Origin of the sequence: Gardnerella vaginalis (assembly GCF_001563665.1) — a bacterium.
GTDB lineage: Bacteria > Actinomycetota > Actinomycetes > Actinomycetales > Bifidobacteriaceae > Bifidobacterium > Bifidobacterium vaginale_A.
Map to the genome: position 1 here is coordinate 21,849 of NZ_KQ961868.1, position 26,917 is coordinate 48,765.

General features: G+C 40.7%; 24 protein-coding genes, 1 tRNA gene and 1 pseudogene. 1 reads left to right on the forward strand and 25 read right to left on the reverse strand.

What is annotated here, in order from left to right; translation table 11 throughout:
- Nucleotide 1 precedes the first annotated feature (1 nt).
- The 22 genes from rplN to HMPREF3230_RS04370 all read right to left on the reverse strand — a co-directional run bounded on the left by rplN (nt 2) and on the right by HMPREF3230_RS04370 (nt 20,946).
- Nucleotides 2-370 carry a 50S ribosomal protein L14 gene (rplN, locus tag HMPREF3230_RS04265; protein ID WP_075523712.1) on the reverse strand — a complete coding sequence of 123 codons (369 nt, stop codon included), beginning with the start codon at nt 368-370 and terminating at the stop codon, nt 2-4.
- A gap of 92 nt (nt 371-462) precedes the next feature.
- Nucleotides 463-729 carry a 30S ribosomal protein S17 gene (gene rpsQ, locus HMPREF3230_RS04270; RefSeq protein WP_075523713.1) on the reverse strand — a complete coding sequence of 89 codons (267 nt, stop codon included), beginning with the start codon at nt 727-729 and terminating at the stop codon, nt 463-465.
- Nucleotides 730-731: 2 nt separating this feature from the next.
- Nucleotides 732-983 (reverse strand): 50S ribosomal protein L29, encoded by a 252-nt coding sequence (gene rpmC / locus HMPREF3230_RS04275; protein ID WP_075523714.1) that lies wholly within the window; start codon nt 981-983, stop codon nt 732-734.
- Nucleotides 983-1,402 (reverse strand): 50S ribosomal protein L16, encoded by a 420-nt coding sequence (gene rplP, locus HMPREF3230_RS04280; protein WP_075523715.1) that lies wholly within the window; start codon nt 1,400-1,402, stop codon nt 983-985. The genes rpmC and rplP overlap by 1 nt, the downstream gene beginning before the upstream one ends.
- Before the next feature lie 4 nt (nt 1,403-1,406).
- A complete protein-coding gene (gene rpsC, locus HMPREF3230_RS04285) occupies nt 1,407-2,225 on the reverse strand; it encodes a 30S ribosomal protein S3 (RefSeq protein ID WP_075523716.1) in 819 nt (272 codons plus the stop codon).
- Between the two features lie 2 nt (nt 2,226-2,227).
- A complete protein-coding gene (gene rplV, locus HMPREF3230_RS04290) occupies nt 2,228-2,587 on the reverse strand; it encodes a 50S ribosomal protein L22 (RefSeq protein WP_004114358.1) in 360 nt (119 codons plus the stop codon).
- Between the two features lie 15 nt (nt 2,588-2,602).
- Nucleotides 2,603-2,881, reverse strand: coding sequence for a 30S ribosomal protein S19 (rpsS, locus tag HMPREF3230_RS04295; RefSeq protein ID WP_004114357.1), 279 nt, complete (start codon nt 2,879-2,881; stop codon nt 2,603-2,605).
- A gap of 15 nt (nt 2,882-2,896) precedes the next feature.
- Entirely contained in the window at nt 2,897-3,727 is an 831-nt protein-coding gene (rplB, locus tag HMPREF3230_RS04300) for a 50S ribosomal protein L2 (protein ID WP_075523717.1), read from the reverse strand.
- 35 nt (nt 3,728-3,762) lie between these two features.
- Nucleotides 3,763-4,059 (reverse strand): 50S ribosomal protein L23, encoded by a 297-nt coding sequence (rplW, locus tag HMPREF3230_RS04305; protein ID WP_075523718.1) that lies wholly within the window; start codon nt 4,057-4,059, stop codon nt 3,763-3,765.
- A 5-nt stretch (nt 4,060-4,064) separates the two neighbouring features.
- Nucleotides 4,065-4,730, reverse strand: a complete 666-nt coding sequence (rplD, locus tag HMPREF3230_RS04310) for a 50S ribosomal protein L4 (protein WP_075523719.1) — start codon at nt 4,728-4,730, stop codon at nt 4,065-4,067.
- Nucleotides 4,731-4,735: 5 nt separating this feature from the next.
- Nucleotides 4,736-5,386, reverse strand: a complete 651-nt coding sequence (rplC, locus tag HMPREF3230_RS04315) for a 50S ribosomal protein L3 (RefSeq protein WP_075523720.1) — start codon at nt 5,384-5,386, stop codon at nt 4,736-4,738.
- Between the two features lie 16 nt (nt 5,387-5,402).
- Nucleotides 5,403-5,711: a 30S ribosomal protein S10 gene (rpsJ, locus tag HMPREF3230_RS04320; RefSeq protein ID WP_003808013.1), complete on the reverse strand. Its 309-nt coding sequence runs from the start codon at nt 5,709-5,711 to the stop codon at nt 5,403-5,405.
- Nucleotides 5,712-6,267: 556 nt separating this feature from the next.
- Complete coding sequence (gene adhE / locus HMPREF3230_RS04325; protein WP_155642911.1) at nt 6,268-9,042, reverse strand: bifunctional acetaldehyde-CoA/alcohol dehydrogenase; 2,775 nt, start codon at nt 9,040-9,042, stop codon at nt 6,268-6,270.
- A 400-nt stretch (nt 9,043-9,442) separates the two neighbouring features.
- On the reverse strand, nt 9,443-9,931 hold the full coding sequence (rpsI, locus tag HMPREF3230_RS04330; RefSeq protein ID WP_075523721.1) for a 30S ribosomal protein S9: 489 nt from the start codon (nt 9,929-9,931) through the stop codon (nt 9,443-9,445).
- Between the two features lie 20 nt (nt 9,932-9,951).
- Nucleotides 9,952-10,401, reverse strand: a complete 450-nt coding sequence (gene rplM, locus HMPREF3230_RS04335) for a 50S ribosomal protein L13 (RefSeq protein WP_075523722.1) — start codon at nt 10,399-10,401, stop codon at nt 9,952-9,954.
- A gap of 389 nt (nt 10,402-10,790) precedes the next feature.
- Nucleotides 10,791-12,956 (reverse strand): 4-alpha-glucanotransferase, encoded by a 2,166-nt coding sequence (malQ, locus tag HMPREF3230_RS04340; protein ID WP_075523723.1) that lies wholly within the window; start codon nt 12,954-12,956, stop codon nt 10,791-10,793.
- A gap of 228 nt (nt 12,957-13,184) precedes the next feature.
- Nucleotides 13,185-13,802 carry an AbrB family transcriptional regulator gene (locus tag HMPREF3230_RS04345; RefSeq protein ID WP_082266285.1) on the reverse strand — a complete coding sequence of 206 codons (618 nt, stop codon included), beginning with the start codon at nt 13,800-13,802 and terminating at the stop codon, nt 13,185-13,187.
- Between the two features lie 276 nt (nt 13,803-14,078).
- The gene (locus HMPREF3230_RS04350) at nt 14,079-14,720 is read right to left on the reverse strand and encodes a YigZ family protein (protein ID WP_075523725.1); all 642 of its coding nucleotides are present in this window, start codon (nt 14,718-14,720) and stop codon (nt 14,079-14,081) included.
- Nucleotides 14,721-14,794: 74 nt separating this feature from the next.
- Nucleotides 14,795-15,088, reverse strand: coding sequence for a metal-sensitive transcriptional regulator (locus HMPREF3230_RS04355; RefSeq protein WP_075523726.1), 294 nt, complete (start codon nt 15,086-15,088; stop codon nt 14,795-14,797).
- Between the two features lie 475 nt (nt 15,089-15,563).
- Nucleotides 15,564-19,490, reverse strand: coding sequence for a hypothetical protein (locus HMPREF3230_RS04360; protein ID WP_075523727.1), 3,927 nt, complete (start codon nt 19,488-19,490; stop codon nt 15,564-15,566).
- Nucleotides 19,491-19,829: 339 nt separating this feature from the next.
- A tRNA-Ser gene (locus HMPREF3230_RS04365) sits at nt 19,830-19,916 on the reverse strand.
- Nucleotides 19,917-20,013: 97 nt separating this feature from the next.
- Nucleotides 20,014-20,946: an EamA family transporter gene (locus tag HMPREF3230_RS04370; protein WP_075523728.1), complete on the reverse strand. Its 933-nt coding sequence runs from the start codon at nt 20,944-20,946 to the stop codon at nt 20,014-20,016.
- Between the two features lie 256 nt (nt 20,947-21,202).
- Here HMPREF3230_RS04370 and dinB point away from each other — a divergent pair.
- Nucleotides 21,203-22,276 (forward strand): annotated as a pseudogene (dinB, locus tag HMPREF3230_RS04375) (DNA polymerase IV); the annotation flags it as partial.
- A gap of 623 nt (nt 22,277-22,899) precedes the next feature.
- Here the strand turns inward: dinB and fdxA are convergent.
- The 3 genes from fdxA to HMPREF3230_RS04390 all read right to left on the reverse strand — a co-directional run bounded on the left by fdxA (nt 22,900) and on the right by HMPREF3230_RS04390 (nt 26,780).
- Complete coding sequence (gene fdxA / locus HMPREF3230_RS04380) at nt 22,900-23,217, reverse strand: ferredoxin (RefSeq protein WP_075523730.1); 318 nt, start codon at nt 23,215-23,217, stop codon at nt 22,900-22,902.
- 280 nt (nt 23,218-23,497) lie between these two features.
- On the reverse strand, nt 23,498-25,078 hold the full coding sequence (locus HMPREF3230_RS04385; protein WP_075523731.1) for an APC family permease: 1,581 nt from the start codon (nt 25,076-25,078) through the stop codon (nt 23,498-23,500).
- An 850-nt stretch (nt 25,079-25,928) separates the two neighbouring features.
- On the reverse strand, nt 25,929-26,780 hold the full coding sequence (locus HMPREF3230_RS04390) for a hypothetical protein (protein WP_075523732.1): 852 nt from the start codon (nt 26,778-26,780) through the stop codon (nt 25,929-25,931).
- Between the last annotated feature and the right edge of the window lie 137 nt (nt 26,781-26,917).

Genomic DNA, 26,917 nt, shown 5'->3' on the forward strand with positions numbered 1-26,917 from the left:
CTCAGATCACCTCCGGGGCGAGGGACACAATCTTCATGAAGCGCTTATCACGCAATTCACGACCGACTGGTCCAAAGATACGAGTGCCTTTTGGTTCACGGCCAGAGCCGAGAATGACGGCGGCGTTCTCGTCGAACTTAATATAGGAACCATCTATACGACGATGTTCCTTGACAGTACGGACGACGACAGCTTTAACTACGTCGCCTTTCTTAACCGACCCGCCAGGGATCGCGTCCTTGACGGAGGCGACGATGATGTCGCCGATGCCGGCATAGCGTCGCTTCGATCCACCGAGCACGCGGATGGCAAGTAATTCCTTAGCACCCGTGTTGTCGGCGACATGAAGCCGCGTTTCCTGCTGAATCATTGATTCTCCTTAGCCGAGCTGGTTCTCCCCACTCACCCGTGAATATTCATAAGAATAAACACGGGTGAAGTGCGGAGCCTTGCCGAACTTGTTTACTTGGCGCGCTCGATAATAGATTCGAGACGCCAGCACTTGGTCTTGCTCACGTGCCGAGTTTCCATAATACTCACGAGGTCGCCAACATGTGCCTCGTTGTGTTCATCATGGGCTTTGACCTTGCTGGTGGAACGAACAACCTTACCGTAAAGTGGGTGGGTTGAACGCTGTTCCAACTCGACAGTAATCGTCTTGTCCATGGCTTCGGACACGACGTAGCCGCGACGAACCTTGCGGAAGTTGCGCTCTTGGTTCTCAGCCATGCTTACTTCTCCTTGACCTCAGTCACGCTTGGCTCTTGGCTAATGCCGAGTTCACGCTCACGTAGGACAGTATACATCCTAGCAATGTCGTGCTTGACAGCCTTGAGGCGAGCGGTGTTTTCAAGTTGACCTGTTGCTGCTTGGAAGCGCAAGTTAAAAAGCTCTTCCTTTGACTTCTTCAAGAAGCCTTCAATTTCAGCATTGGTCTTCTCGTTCAAATTCTTGATGGTGTAGTCTGCAGTTCCGACTGGCATCAGATGTCACCGCCTTCACGCGCAATAACACGGCATTTCATAGGGAGCTTATCGATGGCGCGGCGCAAAGCCTCGCGAGCGATGTCCTCAGAAACACCACCGATTTCAAACATTACACGTCCTGGGTGGATATTTGCAATCCAGAATTCTGGAGCGCCCTTACCTGAACCCATTCGTGCACCAAGCGGATGCTTGGTCAATGGACGATCTGGGAAGACCGTAATCCACACACGACCGCCACGCTTAATGTAACGAGTCATGGCAATACGGGCTGCCTCGATCTGACGGTTAGTGATGTACGCCGGAGCAAGCGCCTGAATACCGAAATCACCAAAAGCAATTGCGGTACCACCCTTAGACATGCCGCTTCGGGTAGGACGGTGCTGCTTGCGATATTTTGTCCTCTTTGGGATAAGCATCTGCTCACTCCTTCGTTTCCGTTGCGGCAGGTGCTTCAGCAGCTACAGCTTCAGCTGGCTTTTCAGCCTGTGCTTCAGTCGCTTTCTGCTGGTTAGCAGAGCGAGAACCACGACGTGTGCGGCGTTCTCCACCACGACGTCCTTCACGCTTACCCTGCTGAGCCTGCTGCTCTTCGAACTCACGCTCAGTCATATCACCCTTGTAAATCCAGACTTTTACGCCAATACGGCCGTAAGTAGTCTTAGCTTCAAAGAAGCCGTAATCAATAAGGGCGCGAAGTGTCTGCAGTGGAACACGACCCTCACGGTAAAACTCAGAACGGCTCATTTCCGCGCCACCAAGGCGACCGGAAAGCTTAATACGGATACCTTTTGCACCAGCGCGCATAGCATCCTGCTGTGCCTTACGCATAGCACGACGGAATGTAACGCGGTTTGTCAACTGTTCCGCAATACCCTGAGCAACCAATTGAGCGTCGAGTGCAGCATTCTTCACTTCGAAGATATTAAGCTGTACTTGCTTGCCCGTGAGCTTCTCTAGCTTTGCACGAACGCGCTCAGCTTCTGCACCACGACGACCGATAACGATACCTGGACGAGCAGTGTGAATATCCACACGCACTCTGTCACGAGTACGCTCGATAACGATACGAGAAACGCCTGCACGTTCGAGGTCATGGCTCATTTCCTTGCGAATCTTGTCATCCTCAAGAACGAAGTCACGGTAACGCTCGCCGGATTTAGTAGAATCGGAGAACCACTTAGAACGATGATTCTCGGTAATGCCCAGGCGATAGCCGAAAGGATTGATCTTCTGACCCATCTTTAGCGATCCCCTTCCTTAAGCGAGACGATAACAGTGATATGGCTTGTGCGCTTGTTAATGCGCGCAGCGCGACCTTGTGCACGAGCACGGAAACGCTTAAGCGTTACGCCCTCATCCACATAAGTTTCCTTGATGACCAAGTCCTGCTCACGGAATGGTTCTCCAGCTTTCTCAGCCTTAACGCGAGCATTAGCAATCGCGCTTTCAAGAACCTTACGCACCGGCAAAGATGCGTCCTGAGGAGCAAACTTCAAAATGGTAATAGCTTCGCTTGCACGCTTGCCTCGGATGAGGTCGACCATGCGGCGAGCCTTGCGCGGCGTCACGCGTACGTGACGAGCGATTGCTTTAGCTTCCATGTGTCCTACTCTCCTTTAGCGGCGTGCTTTCTTGTCGTCCTTCACATGACCTTTGAAAGTCTTGGTCGGGGCGAACTCACCGAGCTTATGACCAACCATTGCTTCGGTAACGAATACCGGCACATGCTTACGGCCATCATGTACAGCAAAGGTGTGTCCAATGAAATCAGGAGTGATCATCGAACGGCGAGACCACGTCTTAATAACGTTGTGAGTACCCTTGTCGTTTTGCTCGTCGACTTTTTTCTGTAAGTGGGCGTCGACGAAGGGGCCCTTCTTGATGCTACGAGTCATCTATTCGACACTCCCTTACTTACGGTTCTTACCATTAGGGCGACGACGAACAATCATCTTGTTCGAAGCCTTCTTTGGACGACGTGTACGAACCTCACCCTTACCCCATGGAGATACTGGTGGCTTACCACCACGAGTACGACCACCATGTGGATGGTCAACAGGGTTCATAGATTCGCCTCGTGTAATTGGTCTACGACCAAGCCAACGTGCACGGCCAGCTTTACCAAGCTCAACGTTAGCGTGATCGGAGTTACCGACTTCGCCAACCGTAGCGCGGCAACGAGCGTCCACGTTACGAATTTCGCCAGATGGCATACGTAACTGAGCGTAAGCACCATCTTTAGCTACGAGCTGAACGGCTGCACCAGCAGAACGGGCAATCTTTGCACCACCAAGTGGACGAAGTTCGATTGCGTGAACCACAGTACCTGTTGGGATGTTCTTCAAAGGCAGGTTGTTTCCTGGCTTAATATCAGCCTGAGCACCAGTCTCAATAACATCGCCTTGTGCGATACCTTCAGGAGCAATAATGTAACGCTTCTCACCGTCTGCATAGTGAAGCAGAGCGATACGAGCGGAGCGGTTAGGATCATACTCAATATGAGCGACCTTTGCTGGAACGCCATCTTTATCCCAACGCTTAAAATCAATGAGACGATACTGACGCTTGTGACCACCACCGCGATGGCGAGAAGTCATGCGGCCGTAAGAGTTACGACCACCAGTTTTACTAAGTTTGCGTACCAACGATTTTTCAGGCGTAGAGCGCGTGATTTCGGAAAAGTCCGAAACCGATGCGTTACGACGGCCTGCAGTCGTCGGCTTATAAACGCGGATAGCCATAATATAGTCTTCCTTTAACTTTTCTCGGCTAGCCTTCAGTTACCAAAGATATCAATCGTCTGACCTGCAGCCACTGTGACAATAGCGCGCTTTTGATTCACACGACGACCGAAGCCTGTGCGAGAACGCTTGCGCTTGCCTGCGCGGTTCAAAGTGTTGACGTTTGTAACTTTGACTTTGAAGATTTCTTCAACAGCCTGCTTGATCTGAACTTTGTTTGCATCTGGAGCAACTACAAAAGTGTACTGTCCACGATCAGATGCAGCGTAACTTTTTTCAGAAACAACTGGCTTCAAAATGACGTCATGTGCTGGGTTATGGACTGCGACCATTTAAATCAGGCCTCCTTAACGACAGGCTCAGTCTTAGCAGCAACGAAGGCATCGAAACCTTCCTTGGTAAAGACTACATACTGAGCTGTGATGACATCATAGGTGTTGAGCTGATCAGCGAAGATCGGATGCACCGTTGGAATATTACGTACAGACATCCACTCATTGATGTTTTCACGAGAAAGCACAACAGTGGTGAATTGATTCTGCGTAACTGGTGTAAGTGCAGCAACAGCGCACTTAGTAGATGGAACATCTTTGATGCCTAAATCTACGATTGCAACGCGTGCAGCATTAGCGCGATCCGAAAGAGCATAACGAAGAGCAGCAGCCTTCATCTTCTTTGGAGTACGCTGATCATAGCTACGAGGAACTGGACCATGCACAACGCCACCATGTACCCACTGTGGAGCACGGATAGAACCTTGACGAGCGCGACCAGTACCCTTTTGTTTCCATGGCTTCTTACCACCACCGGAAACGTTAGCGCGATTCTTTACTGCATGTGTGCCCTGACGAGCTGCAGCGAGCTGTGCAATAACGACCTGGTGAACCAATGGGCCATGAGCTAAAACGTCTTCATTGGAGATACCGAAAATCTCGGCAGGAGCTTCAACAGTTCCGTTAGCTTTACCCTGGTTATCAGTGACGTTCAGAGTTACGTTTGCCATAATTATCAGGCTCCCTTCACTGCCGAACGGACGAGAACGATAGCGCCCTTAGGTCCTGGAATAGCACCCTTAATAGCGAGAATGCCGTTCTCGACATCCGAAGAAACGATGGTGAGGTTGAGCGCTGTAGAAGTCACATGACCCATGCGACCTGCCATACGCTTGCCCTTCAAAATACGGCTTGGAGTTGCACATGCACCCACAGAACCTGGGCGACGTTCATTCTTGTGCGAGCCGTGAGTACGGCGATAAGACTTGAAGCCCCAACGCTTAATAGTACCAGCGAAGCCCTTACCCTTGGTTGTGCCGGTAACATCCACTTCAGAACCTTCAGCAAAAAGCTCAGCGGTCAATTCTTGACCTGGCTTGTATTCTGCTGCATTATCTGTACGCACCTCAGCGAGATGACGACGTGGAGTAACACCAGCTTTAGCAAAGTGACCAGCCAATGGCTTAGTTACCTTTGTAGGATCAATCTGGCCATAACCGAGCTGAACAGCATTATAGCCATCAGTTTCTTCGGTCTTAACAGCAGTTACTACGTTAGTAGCAACTTCAACCAGAGTTACGGGGACAAAAAGGCCGTTTTCATCCCAAACCTGCGACATACCCAGCTTGCGACCGAGCAGTGCAGTGCGATTCTTATTCTGCGACATTATTTTCTCCCCCTTCCTACAGCTTAATCTCAATATTTACATCCGCAGGCAGGTCAATGTGCATCAAAGAATCCACAGCCTTTGGCGTTGGATCAACGATGTCAATAAGACGCTTATGAGTACGCATCTCGAAATGCTCGCGAGAATCCTTATATTTGTGAGGAGAACGGATAACAACAAATACGTTCTTCTCGGTCGGCAGAGGAACCGGACCCACCACTGTGGCGCCCGCGTTCGTCACCGTCTCGACGATTTTCTTCGCCGATTGGTCGATGACCTCATGGTCATAGGACTTAAGCCTGATGCGGATTTTCTGTCCCGCCATTGCCGTCCGCCCTTTCTAGCGATTCGTTTACTGTTTACCAACCTGTATTAAAGGACACCGGCGAGAATAGACACTTATAGCCATTCCACATCAGTGCGCAGCACCAAAAAGCCCAAAAAATGAACATTCTCGTTTCTGCGCTCGCTTTTTTTGATTCAATATGCGAGCCTAAAAAACAGGCAACTGTCTAATTAAACCATTCACTATGGATTAAGAAAAACCGGGCGTGTCGGTGATTTTCCTATAAAAAATGGCAAAAACTACACCTAGTGCAGCTCCTGCCATTTTTAACTAAATATGTAATTGTGTTAGTAACACTAACAAATTACTATGCTATAAAATTTTTAATTTTTGAAAAATACTACTTTAATTTTTAGAAATACTACTAAAGATCGAAATCCTTATAAATCTCTAAAATCTCCAAACACTATAAAGTACTAATGCCCTAACGTCCTAACGCTTGAAACGCTATAAACGTCCTAACGCTTGAAAAGATACTCAAGTCTTAACGCTTCTCACGTTTTAACGCTTAAAACGCTATAAACTCCCTAGCATCTTAACGCTTCTCACGCTCCAAACGCATACGATGCCCTTCTTCTTGAGAAACACCATAATAAGCAGCAACAGCAATATCCTTCATATCTTCAATTTGCGGAATACGAGGATTTGCAGGAGCACATTGATCTTCATAAGCTCGCATACCAATATGGTCAAGCAAAGACCAATAATATTCTTCATCAACACCACAATCTTTGAAAGAAGAATCCATTCCAAGAAGATTATCGCGATAATTTTCAACAGCTTTCGCTAAGTTTTCAACACCCTCTTCAGGAGTCTTACCAGGATCAACCCCAATATTCTTAGCAAGTTGTTGATAACGCTCAACAGCAACATAACGATTATACTTTGGCCAGCTAGTAGGCTCCATAGGTATCTGACCATTATAACGAATCACATAAGGCAACAAAATTGCGTTAGTTCTACCGTGAGCCACGTGACATAAAGCACCGATCGTGTGAGCCATTGCATGGCACATTCCAAGGAAAGCTGAACCAAATGCCATTCCTGCCATAGTAGCAGCATTGTGCATCTTCTCTTGAGCTTCAATCTTACGCTCAGAATCTTCACAATTAACGGAATCATTTAGATTTTCCCAAATCAACTTTGCTGCATGCAAAGCCATAGCATCTGTAAAATCATTTGCATATACTGAAGCAAAAGCTTCCATAGAATGAGTCAAAGCATCAAATCCAGAATCACAAGCTAACTTACGAGGCTGAGTGCGAGCCAAAACAGGATCTACAATTGCAACAGACGGAGTCAATGCATAATCAGTAACAGGATACTTATACCCAGTTTTATGGTCTGTAATAACAGCGAATGGCGTAACCTCTGAACCAGTTCCAGAAGATGTAGGGATACAAATCAAGCAAGCCTTCTCTCCCAACGGTGGGATCTTGAAAGCACGCTTACGAATATCAAAGAATTTTTCACGCAAATCTGCGAAAGAAATCTCAGGATGCTCGTAAAGAAGCCACATAATTTTTGCAGCGTCCATTGGAGAACCACCGCCAACAGCAATAATCGTATCCGGCTGGAACTCTTCACGCATCATTTCTGCACCGCGCTCAACTGTTTCAACACTTGGCTCCGGCTCAACATAATCAATAATACGGAAAGTAACTCGATTAGATCTAGCGCGAAGCTGATCTATAATTTTATCCACAACACCAAGCTGTTCCATTACTTTGTCGCACACAATAACAGCACGCTCAATGCCATACATATCGCGCAAGTAGCGGACAGCATTAGGCTCAAAATATGTTTTAGCTGGAACTTTAAACCACTGCATGTTGTTATTCCTTCGTGCAATACGCTTTATATTTATAAGATTTACAGCCTGAACATTTCCAGAAACAGAATTTCCACCATAAGATCCGCATCCCAAAGTAAGAGATGGAGCAATTGAATTATAAATATCTCCAACTCCACCCAGAGATCCTGGAGAATTCCAAATAATTCTGCACGCATGCATGCGAACGCCATATTCTCGAGCAAGTTGTTGATTATTCGTATGAATCACAGCTGTATGACCTGCTCCATGTACAAGCATTTGCTCACACATCTTAAAGCCATGCTCTTTATTTTCAGATTTTAATATTGCGTGAACAGGAGCTAACTTTTCCATAGTTAAAGGCTCCATCTCGCCAACTTCTTTACACTCTGCAACAATAATTACAGCATCTTCAGGAATTTCAAAACCAGCCTCATGAGCAATATATTGAGGTGACTTTCCTGGAACAACAGAGTTAAGTTTCGGAGTATTTCCAGAATAAGAAGTGCATCCAAACATATATTTCTCTAATTTGGCTTTTTCTTCATCATTTACGAAATAAGCTTTACGGCGCTTAAGCTCTTTAACGAGCGAATCATAAATATCTTTATCTGCTATAATCGCCTGCTCAGTAGCACAAATCATTCCATAATCGAAATGCTTTGAAAGTACCAAATCATTTGCAGCGCGCGCAATATCAACATCGCTATCAACATACGCTGGAGCATTACCAGCTCCAACTCCAAGCGCAGGCTTACCAGACGAATAAGCAGCTTTAACCATTCCCGGACCGCCTGTAGCTAGAATAGTTGCAATATCTGGATGCTTCATTAAAGCTCCAGTTGCTTCAATAGAAGGGTTTTCAATCCATTGAATGCAATTTTCAGGCGCTCCAGCAGCAACAGCAGCATCACGAACAATACGTGCAGCTTCAGAAGAACACTTCTGCGCAAAAGGATGGAATCCAAATATTATTGGGCAACGAGTTTTAAGTGCAATAAGGGACTTAAAAATTGCAGTTGACGTTGGGTTGGTCACTGGCGTAACACCTGCAACAATTCCTACAGGCTCAGCAATCTCGTCAATACCCATAACGTCATCTTCGTTTATAATTCCAACAGTTTTTTGACCTGCTAAATAATGCGTTATATGCTCACAAGCAAAAATATTTTTAGTTGCTTTATCTTCTACTAAACCACGACCAGTTTCATCAACTGCCATTTTTGCCAAGAACAAATGCTTATTTAATGCAGCTACAGAGGCCTTTGCAACGATTCTATCTACTTGAGCTTGATTTAATTTCTCATATTCATCTAAAGCTTTCTTTGCTTTAACAACGAGATCATTTACTTCTTTTTCGGCGCTAAGAGTTTTATTATCCACAGTTTCCTGTTCCTCGCGTTTAGACTCTTCTTTTGAATTAACGCCATTATTACTAACATTTTTATCTGTGACAGCTTTATTCGTTGCCTCAGCCATTAGGTCCTCCTTGATCATCATATTCACAAACGTTCATACGACTTTTGTTATCTACAAAAGTGACATAGCTAACAATTTACTTGAGTTACTGTACTATTCGAATTTTGTAGCGAGTTGCGCTATTTATGATTGAGGATTATCATCTATTGTTCATTATTTGTTAATATTTGTTATTTATTTTGTGCGATTTTATGATGGATTTTCTAAAATGTTAGATTTATTCTATTTTTGCGAACTATTTATAACATTGCGATAATCGTAAATTGCCTATAATTAGCCCATAACTAGCCTATAATCATTCTTAATTTCGATTTATTATAAATCAATTACCTTTTTGCTCAAAAGCACACTAGCGCAGCAAAAAAAAACGGCCCCCAGACGAATCTGAGAGCCGAATAAAAATATATTTCCGCGAAACTTAACGCTTCGAGAACTGAGGTGCACGGCGTGCCTTGTGCAAACCAGCCTTCTTGCGCTCAACAACACGAGCGTCACGAGTCAAGAAGCCAGCTTTCTTCAAAGCAACACGATTTGCATCGCGATCAATAGCATTCAATGCACGAGCTACACCCAAACGAATAGCACCAGCCTGACCAGTAGTACCGCCGCCGTCAACGAGAACGACAACGTCAAACTTTCCTTCAAGCTTAAGCAACACGATAGGAGAATTCACTTCACGCTGCAATAAGCGAGATGGGAAATACTCTTCCAACGTGCGTCCATTGATAGTCCACTTGCCAGTGCCAGGAACCAAACGAACACGAGCAACAGCCTCTTTACGACGACCAGTACCATATCCTGGCTCAATCGCAGAAGTACCAGTACCTGCACCAGAATTAGTTTCAGTGGTGTAGTTGGTCAGTTCTTCTTCGTTCTCGAGAACCGCGGAGTTGTTGTTATCTACCATAATCATATTCTCCTTACGATTCACTTAGCCTGCTGAGAAACCTTAGAGATCTCAAAGACCTGTGGTTTCTGTGATATGTGCGGATGTTCAGCACCAACGAATACACGAAGGCGATCGAGTTGCACTTTAGCAAGACGATTCTTTGGAAGCATGCCCTTGACTGCAGACATAATGATGCGCTTTGGATTTTTCTCCAAAAGCTCAGCATAGCTGTCGCGGCGAAGACCACCTGGACGACCAGAGTGGGAATAAAGTTCCTTGCTCAACTTGTTTCCAGTCAAAGCAATCTTCTCAGCGTTAATAATAATAACGTGATTGCCTGAATCAGCATGAGGGGCAAACGTAGGCTTATTTTTACCACGCAATAAAATGGCTACCTGAGTGGCCAAACGACCGAGCACCACATCAGTGGCGTCGACAATATACCAGTCATGAGTCAAATCTGCTGGTTTCGGTGTGAAAGTCTTCACAATCGTACCTTTTCTCTATTGTGTTTCGAGCTTCACTTTCATTAGATGAACGTAATTTATAACAATCACCTTGTGAAAGTTTATTGCTCATAATCCGTGGGCTCCCTGAAAGTCCTCGATGGCGAGTGGGAAAAGCGCTTTGAAGGACCCCTTAGGGAAACACAACAATCTGCAAGTATATCGCCAGCTAAAGACTATAACAAATCTTCTTGTTTAGAAAATATTTATAGACTATATCCAGCGCACATTTTGCACAAACTACAAATGTCATACTAAAAATTCATATATTCACATCCAAGTATTTAAGCACCCAAACACTTAAGCTCCAAAGCACCCAAGCGCCCAGCACTTAAACACTTAACTTAATTTTATGATTCGTATACAAATTTTTAAGCATTCATGATTTTTGCAAGCGATTGCACTCTAGGCAAATCAAAAAGATTGTCTAGTGACACTGGATTTCCGTCACCATCTGCTAACGGAATGCGCCAGTTCGGATACTCATCACTTGTTCCAGGCTGATTTTGAGAACGACGCTCACCAGTAGCATCCACAATTGAAGCAGCCAACAATCTAGATGGAGCAGCTTTCAAAGCACGATACAGCGCTTCAACAATATCTTGCTCATGTTCAGACTCATTCTCAGCAATCTTCTTATCTAAGAATCCACCTTCAATAAGCATCTTCAACATAGCATTATGCTCTGCAACAGCACCTGCACGGAAATCTTCTACAGATCCTGTAAGCAAATGCAAACGCTCACGAATATCAACATGCTCATAGCGCAAATATCCAGCTGCTGGCGGCAAATCATGAGTATTTACAGACGCTAGTGTCATCTCACGCCACTTACTTGGATTGCGGAACACGCCATCTCGAGCTTCAAACCATTCAACTGTGCAACCAAGCACAGCCTTTTTAGCTAAAACTTCAATTGCGTTAGAAGGAAGTACGCCAAGATCTTCACCGACTACTACTCCGCCAGCACGAGTCGCTTCTATAGCTAAAATACCAAGCATAATATCCGCGTCATAGTACACATAAGCACCATTCTTAGGCGTAGAATTTTCAGGAATCCACCACAAACGGAACAATCCTAAAATGTGATCTATTCGCACAGCACCTGCAGAAGCAAACATGCCGTGAACCATATCCCTGTAAACCTTGAATCCAGTACGCTCAAGCTCTAACGGATGCAAAGGCGGCTGAGACCAATTCTGACCATTCTGATTAAAGTAATCTGGTGGTGCACCTACGCAAGCGCCATGCGCAAAACGCTCTGGATTCCACCAAACTTCAGAACCTGCTGGATGCACTCCAACTGCCATATCAGACATAATTCCAATACGCATACCAGCTTTTCTGGCTTGAACTTGAGCATCATGCAATTGTGTGAAGGCAACCCACTCAAGCCAACGATAGAATTCTAAAGTATCTGGGAAACGCTCTGCTAAATCACGAATTTCTTTAGAATCTTTATTTAAGCAAGATTCCCAATCATCTTTACCTTTAGGAGCTCCCCACTTGTCGTAGCACAAGCACCAAGTCGCATAGCTCTCAAGTCGTTCGCCATAAGCACGCTTAAAATCTTCAAAATCTTTCGCGCGCGTTTCACTAAGCCCAGATTTGAAAATAATCCACAGTGCATGCATTTTTACACGCCACATTGAATCTCTGTCAATAATTTGCGAATCGTTATTTAACGGCTCTACTTGAGAATGCAATTGGCTAATAGTATTCTTATCTGACTCATCTAAAGAATCATACTCAGGAATACTTTCTGGATGTATATAAGTCACATTCAACATCGATCTTGCAATAGGCAAATAAGGCGATGGAGTTAATGGAGCAACCGGCTCGCTCGCATGCAAAGGATTTACCAATACGAAATCAGCGCCAGTCTTTTCCTTAGCTTCAACTAGTAATTTAGCTAAATCTGCATAATCGCCAACACCCCAAGACTTAGAGGAGCGAATCGAATAAAGCTGAGCCATCCATCCCCAGATTTGCTTTCCATCAGATTCAATAGAATCTAACGTTTCAATGCGTTCTGGAGCGCTAATTAACGTAGACTCTTCCGTGCGATCAGCTACAGAGATTCTAAGAGTGTGATATCCCATAGGCAAATCAGCTGGAATCTTTAATAACGATGTAGCAACAAACGTACCATTCACAGGGAAAGCAACGTCATTGTTATTAGGTTCGATTGATAATTCACTTTTATACTGTTCGCCATTTTCTAAGATAATTTTAGCAGTTGGATACTCTAAAATACCCGTATTTATTTTTACAGTGTCTTCTTTGCCAACAATATGCAACACAGTTGGCGCAACAAGACGAGTATGACGTTCAGATAAAATATTCTTAATAGAAGTATCAATAGCTTCATCATCATGTGCGTCAACACCTAAAGCATCGAGAACTGATTTCAATACGTCATCGTCTGTATTATGCTCTACACCATCAGCGCCCACAAAATGAATACCAATACCCATCAACTCAGCAAGTTGAGTAAGAGGCTTCACTGACACTTCTTCTTCTACTTTATTGTTCATATTTTCCATCGTTATCTGTGAGGAGAGTATTTACATCACACTATTTTACAAAGCAACTTTTACAAATAGGTTACATTTTAAAATAGTTTGATTTTAAATTTTCAAATAAGTAACTTTTACAAATCGCAAAATAAGTAACTTCTACAAAACTACTTTTGTAATTTGCTTACATTTTTTACAATCTGACTATATTTTTAGATTTATTACATTGTTGCATTTTTAGATTTATTAAATTTTAGACTTGCAACGACTTTTTGCAGCTAAAGCAACGTCAATAGCTTTGTCATTACACAAATCTAAAAGCGTTTTTTGCGAAACACCAGGATTAAGAGCAACTGCCCTCCTAACCATTGCAGCTAGAACCACTGGCGCATCCTCAATAGACGAAACTCCAAGAGATGCAAGATAATCTAAAGTCGAAGCACTAACTCCTTCAGTTTGCGCACCTTCAAGCCTCATTTTCCACGATGCTTTAGGATTGCATAGAGCAGCATCACGGACTTTTGCACAAGTATCTTTAGTAAGACGACCAACTAACCAATTCTTCACATTATGATTTTGTGCAACAGCGAAACGCACTTCATCTGACTTATCTTCAGAAAGTTTTACCAAAATGTTTGGAAATGGCATTGTACTAGCTAATTTTATACGATCTTCTTCAGGCGTATTAGCATTCCCTGCAACAGCTTCAAGAAGTGCTGTTGCACGAGAAAAATCTGCTTGATTGCTTCGATCAGGCAATTGCCTAGTAGCAAACTCATGAAGCTCTTGCGAATTTTTAGAATGTCGAAGATGCTCATAAACTGCCGTCAATGGCTCGTAATCACTGCTATTAGTATTAGACATTGCATCTTTAGCAACAGCATCATCACTCTCATCTTCACCATGAGAATCCTCATTATCTAGCTTAGAATCCATTGTTATTCACCGCCTTTTATAAAACTAGAGCACAGATTATAAATTCATTAACTCAAGAATTCATTGTAACTTCATTAGCAAATCAGCCGATACTTCAACACGCGTAGCAATAGATATGTATAAATGAAACGCAAAAGAATGATGTAACGAAGTGCATTTCAAACACGAAACATAAACTAGAAAACTAATTCTAGAAAACTGACACTATGAAATACTATTAGCATCTCCTAGTTGTTCAAGTAAAATAGCATCAGAAAAAGCATTTCTCACACTTATCGCAAATTCTTCAATATTTTTCGTTGGAATCAGCATATTTATACGTATGAATTCACCATATTCTTTCCTCTCAACTACCCCATCATACTTGCTTAGAATATTCTTAAACATGCGCAATTGTTGATAAGAAATATTGCACATAACTCTTTTACATTCAACGATATCTCTAATATTCGCACAAGAAATCGCACTTGCAGCAGACCTAGAATAAGCTCTTATAAGTCCTCCAGATCCAAGTAAAATTCCGCCAAAATATCTTGTTACTGTTACAACAGTGTCAGTCAAATTAGAGGAACGAATAACATCAAGAATAGGTTTTCCTGCAGTTCCAGAAGGCTCACCATCGTCACTCATTCTTTCAGATAAGCATCCATTTTTATCTCCACATATAGCAGCATAAGCTACATGACGAGCTTTAGGATGTTGCATCCTCACGGATTGCACAAATAACATTGCTTCATCTAAATCAGATACATGACAAGCATTTGCTATAAATTCAGATTTCTTGTCTATCAAAGAATCATGAGATGGAGATTGTGGCGTATCAATCACTGTGCGCATAATATTCATAAAATTTAAAAATCAGATTAAAAGTCGTGTTAAATTCTTAAAAAATATTTGTTTACACATTATAAATAAAGTTTTCAAGATTTATCGTATTTCATTAGACGATCCACAACTTTAATAACTTCACTAGTTTTCTTATCTAATAGCTCTGCATTATCGCTATAAGACACATCTTCTAAACATTCGCTTATTTGAGCGCGAGCAACTAATACAGCTACAGATCTCAACGCTGCTGTTGTAGCTGAAAGTTGCATCAAAACATCAGTACAATATGCGTCATTTTCAATCATATTTTCTATAGCTTGAACCTGACCACAAATGCGATGCAAGCGAATCATCATTTTACTTTTGTCAATATTGTACTCGCTCATATAAGACTCCAACATTTAGTAAATGTGAAACAAATAAATGACATCTTCATAAGAAATCAACACAACATTTTCACCGTACCACTTTTTACTAGCTAAACCAAGACTTTTTATATAAGATACTTATAAACGAATTTATAAATATTCTTACACAACACCACAAAATAACAACAAATTTCCAACAAATACAAACAATTTTACATTAAAATACAACAGAATACTTATATAACACAACAAATTTTTCTATTATTTTAATGTAAAAAATTATAAAATTATTTATTCATATCAATTACTCTCTTATTTTCAAAAAGTATTTGAAAAACAATACTCTCTAGTAAATTAGTAAAATTTATGGAGTTTGCTCCTTCATATTGAAATAGCAAAACAATTGCTGCTAACGGATTTAATCCGACACAATATGATTCATATATGAAGGAGCAAACTCACACTCTATATAATTTTTATCTACAGATAAATATCAGCACATTTTATAATGACGCAATCTTAAGATTCTTCTCATATTTCTGTGCTTCTCATCTGCATTAAATTTGCTTAACAATAAAACTAAAGATAACATCAATACAGTTGACATCATAATCACAACAATACTTAAAGACGAACCTGTATGAGCTAAAGAAGAATTACCCTTATCTAGTTCATTCTCATATGATGAATCGTCAGAATAAGCATCTTTATCATTAGATTTAAACGAAATCTGCTTAGTTTTATCTAAATTCTTCACTAATTTTGATTTTTCACTCGCTTCACCAAAAGAACTATTTTGCAATATAGAATTCAAAAGATGAATGTTACGACCAAACACATCTAATGAAGAATCAGTATCACTAATCTTATTTTCTTTCTTGTCTACATTGTTATTATGATCAACAATATTTGCAATATCTTTTACTGTTACAGTCTTACCTTTATCTTTATCTGAACCAATCACATTAACTGTTGTTGTAGAACCACCGTTATTTTCTGATGTAGATCCAGTATCCGTATTTTCAGATGACCCTTCACCCTTATTTCCTTCACCAGATTTTTTATCACCTTTAGAATCATGCACATCAGTTGAACCTGTAGTTTTATTAGGATCAGTTGTGTTAGCTTGAGGATTCTTCTTATCTTGATCCTTAGATTCACCATTCTCAGATCCATTATTCTTATTGTCACCTGTGCTCACAGATCCACCAGATGGATTAGTGCTTCCAGAAGAAGGATTATTTGTAGTTACTCCAGAAGAACCAGGCTTAACACCAGCATTTCCACCATTTACAGTGCTACCACTAGATGCATTTCCAGTACTTCCAGTTGCTCCACCAATTGCACCTCCAGTTGTTCCACCAGTTGAATTACCACTTCCGCTTGTAGAACCAGAAACAACACCAGTTCCACCAGTAGTCACACCACTAGAAGAACCTCCAGTATTCGTAGAACCAGAAACGCTTCCACTTCCACTTGTAGAACCACTTCCACTTGTAGAACCAGGCTTCGAAGGATTACTCTCTTTACCAGAAGGATTATTCACAATTGTCACATTTCCAGATTCATGCTCTTTTTCTTTACTAGGATCATTATTTTCAGGCTTTTTAACATGAGGCTCTCCATTATTCTTACCTCGAACTATTGGTTTCCCACTTGAATCAAAAAGCTCTGCTTTCCAATAAACTAATCCTTCACGAGATGCGCGAGCTTGAGGACTTACAACAGTAATACTTCCACCTTTTTTAATATGTTCAACAGCTTCTTTAGGTATATTTACTCTACGATGATCGAGAATCACTGTATCAGAATCACTATGAGCACCATCAACTGCATCCCAAGCTGTAAATTCAACATAAGATCCTTCAGGCAAAGGTTCTGAAATGAACACTGTATCGCGAATTGGTTCTCCAACAGAGTGAGTTTTATTGTCTAACTTACTACCAATTTGATCAGAAACAACATGTACAGTTTCATTTTCTACGCCGAGAGCATGAGAAGCCAAAGGCTTACCTCTTGAATCATATAATTCTGCTTTCCAATAAACAGTAGCACCGTGCGAAACCGATACGCTTACAGAATCAACATCAATTTGAGTTTTTGAACTATTATCAGCTTGCTCATCAGTTATATTCACACGATTTTGCTTAACAATTCGCTCACCTTTATCTATCATCAATTGCTTAACTGTATCTGATTTGCTTTCTGAATTAGAATCAAGTGAAACAGTATTTACAACTTTATTATCTTTACTAGAACCATTAGGATTAGATCCAGATGAATTCGTATTCTCACTACCTTTTTGCACAGTAGGATCTACAACATTGGCATGAGAATACGCATTAAATAGCACATAACTTCCTCTTGGAACATTGCCAACGATGTGAGCAGTATCATGGAATTTCTCTCCTGCAACAATCATACTAGAACTCACATCAGTAGTAATAGAGGCAGGATTGAGTTCTTCTTGACTAACAGGCTCCACAAGCGTTCTATTCCAAACATCATCGTAATCAGATGTAAACGCTCTAGCTCTAGAAGATCCAGGGAAACTATATACAAATACATACCATCCAGAATTACTTATTTTATTTGCTTGAATGTTTATAATATCTTTAATAACTTCACCTGGTTTATTTTTATCCAACTCTTCAGCAGACCTAAATCTAATCTTTCCACCACCAATTGTGTAAACACCATTTTTAGCAGGAACTTCCCAATCAGCAATCAAATGATGATGGCTATCTTCTTTAGGTTCAGCTTTTTTAGATTCTCCTTCAGTTCCAGGGCGATACTTATCATTTGCGCCACGCACAAGATTATCACCGCCGTCACCAGCCCACCACACTCGTATGTGAGATTTAGCGTCACTATTGAAACCATATTCTTCGTTGCCAGAAAAATCACCATAATCCTTAGGTAAACCGCCAACGCTAACAGTTCCAACAATATCTTCACCTAATCCAACAACATTCTGTTTTACAACAGAATCATGGAATATTTTTGCTTTACCTTGATGCACAGCAGAATATACAGATCCGCCAAGTCCATCAATATAATCACCTGTAAACCAATCTAATTTATTTTTATTTTCTTCATCGCTTTTCGCTGGATCTTTTTGATCGCTTAAAGATATCACCCAAACCCAAGATCCAAACATTCCAGCATCGTTCTCATCTACTTTATAGCGTGGTGCTTCATCCAACTCTTTAGATGTAAGATCACCATTAGCTTTCTTTGCAACAACCGCTATTTTTTGACGAGCATTAGTAAAGTTAGCTTCTGCTGCAGCAACCTGACGTAAAGATCCCGTCCCTCTTAATCTATTGACATAGTTAGATGCAGTTTCATCTTTTTCAGGCTTAAACTGTTTCAGAATGTTCTTGCTATCACCTACAAAGTAGTAGCCTTTTGCAAGCACATTCATACCTTCAATCCAATCATCAAAGCCTAAAGTAGACAAAGAAACATTATTTACAACTAAATCGCCAACATGCAATTCTTTTGTCAACATTTCAGAAGAAAGTTTTACAATAAGATGCTTTTGAACATCGAATTCAACAGATTTTTTTTCGACCCAGTTGTATCCACCATAACGAATTACATCTTGTCCTGAAGATTCCCATCTCTCTAAATAAGGCTCTTCAATATATACTTTGAAATTAGCTTTTCCATCGCCATCTGCTGTCCAAGGAAGCGATATCTCATCATCTTTAGAAGTACCTTCAAATGTTTGTGTATTACCGTAATCAAAATGAACAAGTTTATTCGTAGATTCAATCTTAAAATGAGCACCATCAACATAACGTGTTCCATAACGATTATTAAGAACAGCAACTTTCAAAACACCAGCTCTTTTACCGTTTGTGTAATGATTTTCTATTCTAATGTCTTCTGCTACTTTTTGCTCAGCATATTCCCACAAATTGTTTGCTTGCTTCATTAAATCTGAATTACTGATTTCAACAAAACCTAAACCTTTATATTTGTCCCATAAATCAGGGTTCACATCAAAACGATTATGTATTTCATAAGCTATACTTCCTTGAGTTTCAACACTCATGTCATTTCTATAGTATTGAATTAACTTTGCAATAGTAGTTGCATATCTTGTGTAGCTTGGAACAGTTACCCACTTCCCGTCATACAATTTATAAGGACTACCAATTTCAATGCAATAAATAGGTTTATAATCGACTTCATCTATAACGCCAATAATACTTGCATTTTCTTCTGAGACAGTTAAGCCATTATAAGATCCTGCTTTAATTGTATAACTCGGATATTTATCATTAGCAAAAGCAGTTCTAAATCCCATAACACTAACTAAAATAAATGCAAATGCTACTAAGAGAGAACATAAATGAACCCACCTAGTATACACATTTATTGCATTCTTTCTTATACTGTGCTTCCCCATAAGAAACTCCTTAACCCAACCCTTAAGCGATAGCACTCTACTATCACCTTGAGCAAAATTGCTCATGAAATAACTATGAACGCAAGATTTAAATATGTAAATAAAAAATCATCAATGTGGTCAGAAGTTCAAAACATATGAAAACTATAAAATCATTCACATAAGTTATACACATTCGCATGAAATTAGAAAATAATTAGAAAATAAGGGCTATTTCCCAAAATAATTAAATAAAATTTGTGAAAAATTGGACTATAGGTCTTTTAACCTATAACCTGACATGCAAGGGTTTTCGGCATGAAAAAAGGGTTTCTAGCGATTGGCTAGAAACCCTAAACGCGGAGTCAGAGAGATTCGAACTCTCGAGCCGCTTGCGCAACTAACACCTTAGCAGGGTGCCCCTATCGGCCACTCAGGCATGACTCCAGTTGCTTTACCATTTGATAACGCAACGAGTTGCTACTATATCACCCCTTGCGGACTGTGAAAAGTCAACAACGACACACCAACATAATTTTTACAGTTATGCAGGTTGGTGATCTCCAGAAAAAGTTATGAAGACTGCAAACATAACCAATCCCATACCAATTACGTCAATCCACGTTGGTATTTCACCAAAACCAATACCAACAATAGCTGCAATCGCAGGATACAATGCTTGCATAACTGAATATTTTGCTGATGTTACGCGCTTTAATAAAACTTGATCCAATAAAGTAGGGAAAAACGATGCGCAAGTAGCGATTACAATCATCAATGCTATAAGTTTCAATGCTCCAAACGATCCAACTGCCCAAGTTGCACCAGGTTTAGGCCATATAACATGACAAACTGCAGGAATAGCTAAAACTGTTGATTGCAATAACCAACCTATTAAAGTAGCAACACTAACTCTATCAATTGCATTCTTGCCTTTAGCCATAGCGCGACCTGAAACAATATATAATCCCCACATTGAACCACCTATGAGAATTGCAATCAAACCAGTAAGAAAATGAGGGCTAGAACCATCTTTCATAGACGTTACAGCGAGCAAAGTTATACCACAAGCAGCAATAACAATTCCAATTCTTTCACGCCAAGTTCTTCCTGTTATAACAGCAACAAGCAGAGGACCAACGAATTCAATGGTGACAGCAACTCCAACAGCCATACAGCTTATTGCAACATAAAACATAGTGTTCATTAAAACTAGTGAGACACCTAACGCAACAACAATTCCCCACTGTTTTAAAGTTTTTGGCAGAAATTGCCGCTTTTTGCGAGAAAAAGGACGTCTCCAAGCAAGAAGAAACAGCGTCATAAAACCAACGCGATACCACACTGCATACAACGGATCCAATTGACTAAAAGCCACTTTTGCAACCGATGTTGCAACATAAACCATTGTTGCTTCAAAAATTATAATCAATATAACTGGCATGCGGTTAAGAAGGTTCACCAAGAATTGTTTCATACTGATAACAGTACACGAAGTTAATACTTATTTATTACACAAAACTTTGTTAAATGATTTTATTACATTCATATAGCAATGAATATAGCAATGAATATAGATTGAAACTTTCGAACAAATTGTAAGAACTTCGTAACAAAAAATTCTTTTTATAATATTAAAAAATTGAAAATCGTTAAATTCCCAACGAAATGACTTCAACACGCTGATAAAATAAAAAGATGCAATAATCGAACACTTGTTCTATCATTGCATTATGAGTACCGCACCAAGAGTATCTGCAGCAAAGCGTGATTGGGGGCACGACACCTCTAACTGCAACATACTTCATATTGATATGGATGCTTTTTATGCATCTATTGAGATTGCGCGGCACCCAGAACTGAAAGGAAAACCTGTAATAGTTGGGGATGGTCCACGTTCTGTAGTTTCAGCGGCAAGCTATGAAGCACGAGCGTACGGCGTTAATTCAGCAATGCCAACAGCTAAAGCACGTAGGCTATGTCCAGATGGCATTTTTCTTCCAGTTGACATGGAATATTATCAGTTTATTTCAAGCAGAATTTTTGACGAAATTTTCTGCAAGATTACTGATCAGATAGAGAAAGTTTCAATCGACGAATGTTATATGGACGTACATTCAGCAATGCTTCGCTGGAGTACGCCTATAGAAATAGGAAGGTGGATACGAAATGAAACTGAGAGCAGATTTCATTTAACTTGTTCAATAGGTATTGCGTCAAATAAGCTTATTGCAAAAATGGCTTCAACGAATGCAAAACCTGACGGAATGCTATTGATTCCTGAAAATCAAAATGCAAATTTTGTATCAATTATGCCTTTGAGAGCCATACCAGGAATTGGTTCATCAATATCTCGTTCATTAAAAGCATGGGGTATTAACGACATCTATTCTCTGCGCACGGTTAGCGAAGAAACTCTTCAGCGTATAACTGGTTCTTATAGTTCAGCGCACATGCTATATCAATCAGCACACGGAATTGACGAACGGCAGATAGTCAATAATGCTAAAGAAAAATCAATTGGTACAGAAAGAACTTTTGATTATGACACTACTGACATTGAAGAAGTAAATAAACTTCTTAGATACTGTTGCAATGAAGTAGCAAGATCACTTAGAAAACACGAATTAGTGGCATATACAGTAACACTTAAACTACGATTCGGTAATTTGCATTACGTGACTCGTTCGCGAACTATGCGAAACGCAACAGATGTTGCATATGAGTTATATAAGCAAGTAACAGAGCTACTTAATGCAATAAACCCACAAATAAAAAACACAGCATTTGACGCTACTGACGTTTCTCAACATGTACCTTCTTACTTGTCACGCGAAAAGAATAGTAGAGAAACTCAATATAAAGAAATTACGTCAAAAGAAAAAGAAGGAGAACAACTAAATGACTATAAAAGTGAAGATGAGCTGAAAAGCAAAAGAAATAAATCAAAAACGCGATTATTAAGTCCAATTCGGCTCGCGGGAGTAAGTGTTAGCAATTTGAGGAAGGGCAAACACACCCCCATTCAGCCGTCAATAGACGACATATATGAAAAAGAAAACCGCGAGCCGACTTTTAATAACAACGCTCAAACAAGGGATAACTATGCCCACAGTTCCAATTTAAATAAAAATAAATCCACTAGAAAGGTATCAATCACATTACACAGCTCAACAAACGCCACAAATACAAGCAATACAGCAAGCACAAATAATGCTACAGATACAAGATGTAATTCTGATACGAAAAGCAATTACAATACAAATAATGCCACCAAAACATACGGCAAAACTGGTACAAGTTGCGCACGTAAAATAAACAACTCAAATAAATTAACGCGAATAAGACGTGCAGAACAAGTACTTGACGAAGTTAAAGAAAAGTATGGAGAAAATATAGCAAACTTAGGAATATGAAAATACGAATGCTCTTATTTTCTAGAAGGGAGTTCAGACACACGTTGTTCATCCCAACCTGAAGCACCAGCATCAGTAGCTCCGCCTAAATCACCAAGCTTATTGAAATAATCAACAGCAGCATCACGATACCATTGCCATTCTTCAGGAACGTCATCTTCGTAAAAAATTGCTTCTACAGGGCAAACAGGCTCGCACGCACCGCAATCAACACACTCATTAGGGTTTATGTAAAGTGTTCGATCTCCCTCATAGATGCAATCAACAGGGCACTCATCAACACAAGCCTTATCTTTAACATCAACACAAGGTTCTGCTATAACATAAGCCATGAGTACTCCTTTAATTGCAAACTGACAACAGCACGCACAACAACTAGCACGCAAAACAACTAATATAAGCGGTTGGCATCTTAATAAAGTTAAAATGCCAACCTTGCTATTATACCCCAGAAAACAAATGAAGGACTACAAAGACTCTCCGTAAAAAGTCAGCTCAGTATGCAAATCGCTTTGCTGACACTGCTTAGTCTTCTTCAATCTGCGAAGTTGGCTCAGACTGCAAAGTCTGCTCACTTTGCGAAGTCTGCGAAGTTTGCGAAGTTTGCAAAGTCTACTCACTTTGCGAAGTATGCTCATCCTGCAACTCATTTTGTGCAGAAATAGCATTCTTTTCAATAAGGCTTTCAACAGGAACACCCATCTTTTTAGCTAGTCTAATTTGCTTACCTAAGATGGAATGCTTATATGAGTATGCGAAGTAAACAACAAAACCTATAACAAGCCAAACAATAAATCTCACCCAAGTTAACACAGAAAGGTTCAACATAAGCCACAAAGTAGAAATAGCAGCAATAATTGGAAGCCAAGGATTGCCCGGAACTTTGAAAGTACGATGCAAATCCGGTCTGCGCATACGCATAATTGGCACTCCTATAGAAACTAGCAAGAATGCGGATAGCGTACCAATATTAACCATGTCTGAAAGTATTGAAATATCTAATACAGAAGAAACTAATGCAACTACTACACCAGAAATAATTTGTATGGTTGCAGGAGTTCCATTCTTACCAACTTTAGAAAGTCCTCTAGGGAGCAAACCATCGCGACTTACTGCAAATATAATACGCGTAAGACCAAGCAATAGCACCATAACAACGGTAGTTAAACCTATTACAATTCCAAAAGATATGATTTTTGCAGCCCAAACAGCTCCAACAAATTTAAAACTCGAAGATAACGAAGGAGAATCAATTGAAGCAAGCTCACTATAAGGGACCATACCAGTGGTAACTATAGCAACCAAAATATAAAGAACTGTAACTAAAAGAAGACCAAGGCATATTCCAAGAGGTATGTTCTTATGAGGTTCTTTAGTTTCTTCAGCAGTAGTAGCAACAATGTCAAAACCAATAAACGCAAAGAAGACTAACGCGGCTCCGGAAAGAATACCAACAATACCATAAGTTTGTGGCTTCATTCCAGTAACCCACTGCCACAGAGGTTGCATAAACTCACCCTGCTCATGTATTCCCTTTACTTTAGACAAATCAGTTGCAGGAGGAATGAAAGGAGTAAAATTAGACGCTTTAATATAAAAGAAACCTACAACAACCACAAACAACACAATACCGATTTTCAATATTGTAAGAGCACCATCAAAACGAGCTGAAAGTTTAGTACCAATAACAAGCATGACTGTAAAGAAAATTACTATAACAGTTGGCGCAAAATCAAATTTAATAGAACCAAAGTTCACTGTTGTGCCAAAAGGAATCCCAAAAAGATTCATGAATTCGTTTAGATAAACACCCCAATATTTTGCAATAACAGATGATGCCATAAGCATCTCTAAAATCATATCCCAACCAATAATCCAAGCAATCAGCTCACCAACGGTAGTGTAAGTGAATGTGTAAGCAGAACCAGCTACAGGAATCATTGAAGCAAATTCCGCATAACACATTACAGCAGTTCCACATACAGCTGCAGCAATAATAAAACTGATAATAACTGAAGGACCTGCGTGGAATGCTGCAGCTTGCGCACCTACAGAGAAAATGCCTGCTCCAACAGCCACAGCAACACCCATAACTGCTAAATCCCATGCGTTTAGAGTACGGCGAAGGCGTCTTCCACCCTCCATTGTTTCAGCAAGCGTCTGCTCAACTGACTTCTTTCTCCAAATTTGCATAATTTTACCTTTACAAAAATTAACAAAACACTATTGGAATATGAAAAAACTTATGTAAATTTTACACATAAACCATATACATAACATGATTACATAAAATTTTTACTAAATTACACGAATAATAAAGATATAATTAGCAAAATCAGCATTTTAAAATAAATTATTTAAAGAACCAAAACTTAAAGATTCTAGCCATGTCAACAACGATTCAGACAATAGATTAAGACCACGATCAACGAATGTGACCACGGAGCAAAACAACGGAAGTAAAAAACTGACAGCAACCGTAAAGCAAACCATGAGCAAAACTAGAGAGTAAAACCACAGAAGTAAACAAGTTACCAAACTACCTAGCGCAACCACAAGGTAAACAATAAAGTAAAACCACAAGGAACCACATACTGCAACCAAGAGCGAAAATATGTAGGGATTAGCAGATAGCAACAAAAGTCAAAAACTATGTATTAAGCACTGGAGTAAACACTGAAGTAAGCACTGAAGTAAGCACTGAAGTAAAAGAGCCTAACTCACAACAACCCCAACAAGTCTAGTCCACAAACCAAACTCACAAGTCTAAATTTTTAACACTATTATTCGCAATTCTTTTACATGCTCTTATAACAAGAAAGGTCTACCGAAGTAGACCTTTCAAAATAATTAGTATCATCACCCGTCCCTAGCGGAAGACAACACTAATATAAACATTCAACACTAAAATCAACACATTCCAAACGCTTACCAGTAAGAAAAGGTAAATGGCAAACCAGCAAACATTTAAAACATGAATAATTAAAGCCGTTGCGCAACGAAAATATCACGAAACACGTTGAATGTTAAAACTATCTAATATTTAGTGACGGATCTTGCGAACAGCAGCACCCATGCCAGCGAGCATAGCAGCAGCCAAAGCAGCAACAGCTACACCAACACCAGTCTTGCTGAGCTGCTTCTTGCCCTTATGACCCTTGGTGTTAATGTGAACGCCACCCTTGTTTGGCTGACCTGGCTTGCCTGGCTTGCCTGGCTTGTTTGGCTGACCTGGCTTGCCTGGCTTGACTGGATCTGGCTCGCCCTTTAAACGACGAAGATAAGCTTCAGCAGCAGCTAAATCAGCTTCAGCACCCTTCAAAGTATCATTAGCGTCATCAACAGCGTCTTGTTTCTTGTCAATAACCTTCTGCTGTGCATCAACCTTTTCGTTAGCTTCCTTCAAAGCCTTCTGAGTACCAGAGGTTTCGTCCTTGCCATAAACAGTTTCAGCATCAGTTACAGCTTTGTTAAGCTTTGTATATTCAGGCTGCTTCTTGAATTCTGTTTTAGCATCATTCAAAGTTTTATCAGGATTCTTTGTTTGATAGTCAGTGCAGAACTTTGCTTCAGCATCTTCTAAAGCTTTCTTAGCAGCTTCAAAAGCTTTCTTAGCTTTCTCATTATCTTTCTTAGCTTTCTCAGCAGCACGCTTCAAAGGAGCAAGAGCACGCTGCTCCTTAGCTAAGTCATTCTGCGCAGTGTGAACTGCTTCACGATCTTTAATAACTGTAGCATGAGCTTCATCTACTTCTTTTTCAGCAGAATGAATAGAAGCAGCATCAGCATAAGAACCAGTAGTGCTTGGCTCAGCAAAAGCTGGGGCAGACATAGCGAAGCCGGCGAGCAAAGTAGCGCCAGCAGCAAAAGCGGCAATAGCCTTCTTATTTAACATAATATTTCCTTTCTTCTTCTCCTCCGCACTAGGGTATGCGAAGAAAAATTTGCGCCACGATCAACATCACGTCAATCGCAGTATCGTCAGCCATAAACTAGGGTTAGCTAACGTTTGCTTTTAAGATACCCCCCCCC

Excerpts from the sequence above, each read along its gene's own strand:
- rplN (WP_075523712.1), bottom strand. The coding sequence starts at position 370 with ATGATTCAGCAGGAAACGCGGCTTCATGTCGCCGACAACACGGGTGCT.
- rpsQ (WP_075523713.1), bottom strand. The coding sequence starts at position 729 with ATGGCTGAGAACCAAGAGCGCAACTTCCGCAAGGTTCGTCGCGGCTAC.
- rpmC (WP_075523714.1), bottom strand. The coding sequence starts at position 983 with ATGCCAGTCGGAACTGCAGACTACACCATCAAGAATTTGAACGAGAAG.
- rplP (WP_075523715.1), bottom strand. The coding sequence starts at position 1,402 with ATGCTTATCCCAAAGAGGACAAAATATCGCAAGCAGCACCGTCCTACC.
- rpsC (WP_075523716.1), bottom strand. The coding sequence starts at position 2,225 with ATGGGTCAGAAGATCAATCCTTTCGGCTATCGCCTGGGCATTACCGAG.
- rplV (WP_004114358.1), bottom strand. The coding sequence starts at position 2,587 with ATGGAAGCTAAAGCAATCGCTCGTCACGTACGCGTGACGCCGCGCAAG.
- rpsS (WP_004114357.1), bottom strand. The coding sequence starts at position 2,881 with ATGACTCGTAGCATCAAGAAGGGCCCCTTCGTCGACGCCCACTTACAG.
- rplB (WP_075523717.1), bottom strand. The coding sequence starts at position 3,727 with ATGGCTATCCGCGTTTATAAGCCGACGACTGCAGGCCGTCGTAACGCA.
- rplW (WP_075523718.1), bottom strand. The coding sequence starts at position 4,059 with ATGGTCGCAGTCCATAACCCAGCACATGACGTCATTTTGAAGCCAGTT.
- rplD (WP_075523719.1), bottom strand. The coding sequence starts at position 4,730 with ATGGCAAACGTAACTCTGAACGTCACTGATAACCAGGGTAAAGCTAAC.
- rplC (WP_075523720.1), bottom strand. The coding sequence starts at position 5,386 with ATGTCGCAGAATAAGAATCGCACTGCACTGCTCGGTCGCAAGCTGGGT.
- rpsJ (WP_003808013.1), bottom strand. The coding sequence starts at position 5,711 with ATGGCGGGACAGAAAATCCGCATCAGGCTTAAGTCCTATGACCATGAG.
- adhE (WP_155642911.1), bottom strand. The coding sequence starts at position 9,042 with ATGATCAAGGAGGACCTAATGGCTGAGGCAACGAATAAAGCTGTCACA.
- rpsI (WP_075523721.1), bottom strand. The coding sequence starts at position 9,931 with ATGGTAGATAACAACAACTCCGCGGTTCTCGAGAACGAAGAAGAACTG.
- malQ (WP_075523723.1), bottom strand. The coding sequence starts at position 12,956 with ATGAACAATAAAGTAGAAGAAGAAGTGTCAGTGAAGCCTCTTACTCAA.
- HMPREF3230_RS04345 (WP_082266285.1), bottom strand. The coding sequence starts at position 13,802 with ATGTCTAATACTAATAGCAGTGATTACGAGCCATTGACGGCAGTTTAT.
- HMPREF3230_RS04350 (WP_075523725.1), bottom strand. The coding sequence starts at position 14,720 with ATGAATATTATGCGCACAGTGATTGATACGCCACAATCTCCATCTCAT.
- HMPREF3230_RS04355 (WP_075523726.1), bottom strand. The coding sequence starts at position 15,088 with ATGAGCGAGTACAATATTGACAAAAGTAAAATGATGATTCGCTTGCAT.
- HMPREF3230_RS04360 (WP_075523727.1), bottom strand. The coding sequence starts at position 19,490 with ATGGGGAAGCACAGTATAAGAAAGAATGCAATAAATGTGTATACTAGG.
- HMPREF3230_RS04370 (WP_075523728.1), bottom strand. The coding sequence starts at position 20,946 with ATGAAACAATTCTTGGTGAACCTTCTTAACCGCATGCCAGTTATATTG.
- fdxA (WP_075523730.1), bottom strand. The coding sequence starts at position 23,217 with ATGGCTTATGTTATAGCAGAACCTTGTGTTGATGTTAAAGATAAGGCT.
- HMPREF3230_RS04385 (WP_075523731.1), bottom strand. The coding sequence starts at position 25,078 with ATGCAAATTTGGAGAAAGAAGTCAGTTGAGCAGACGCTTGCTGAAACA.
- HMPREF3230_RS04390 (WP_075523732.1), bottom strand. The coding sequence starts at position 26,780 with ATGTTAAATAAGAAGGCTATTGCCGCTTTTGCTGCTGGCGCTACTTTG.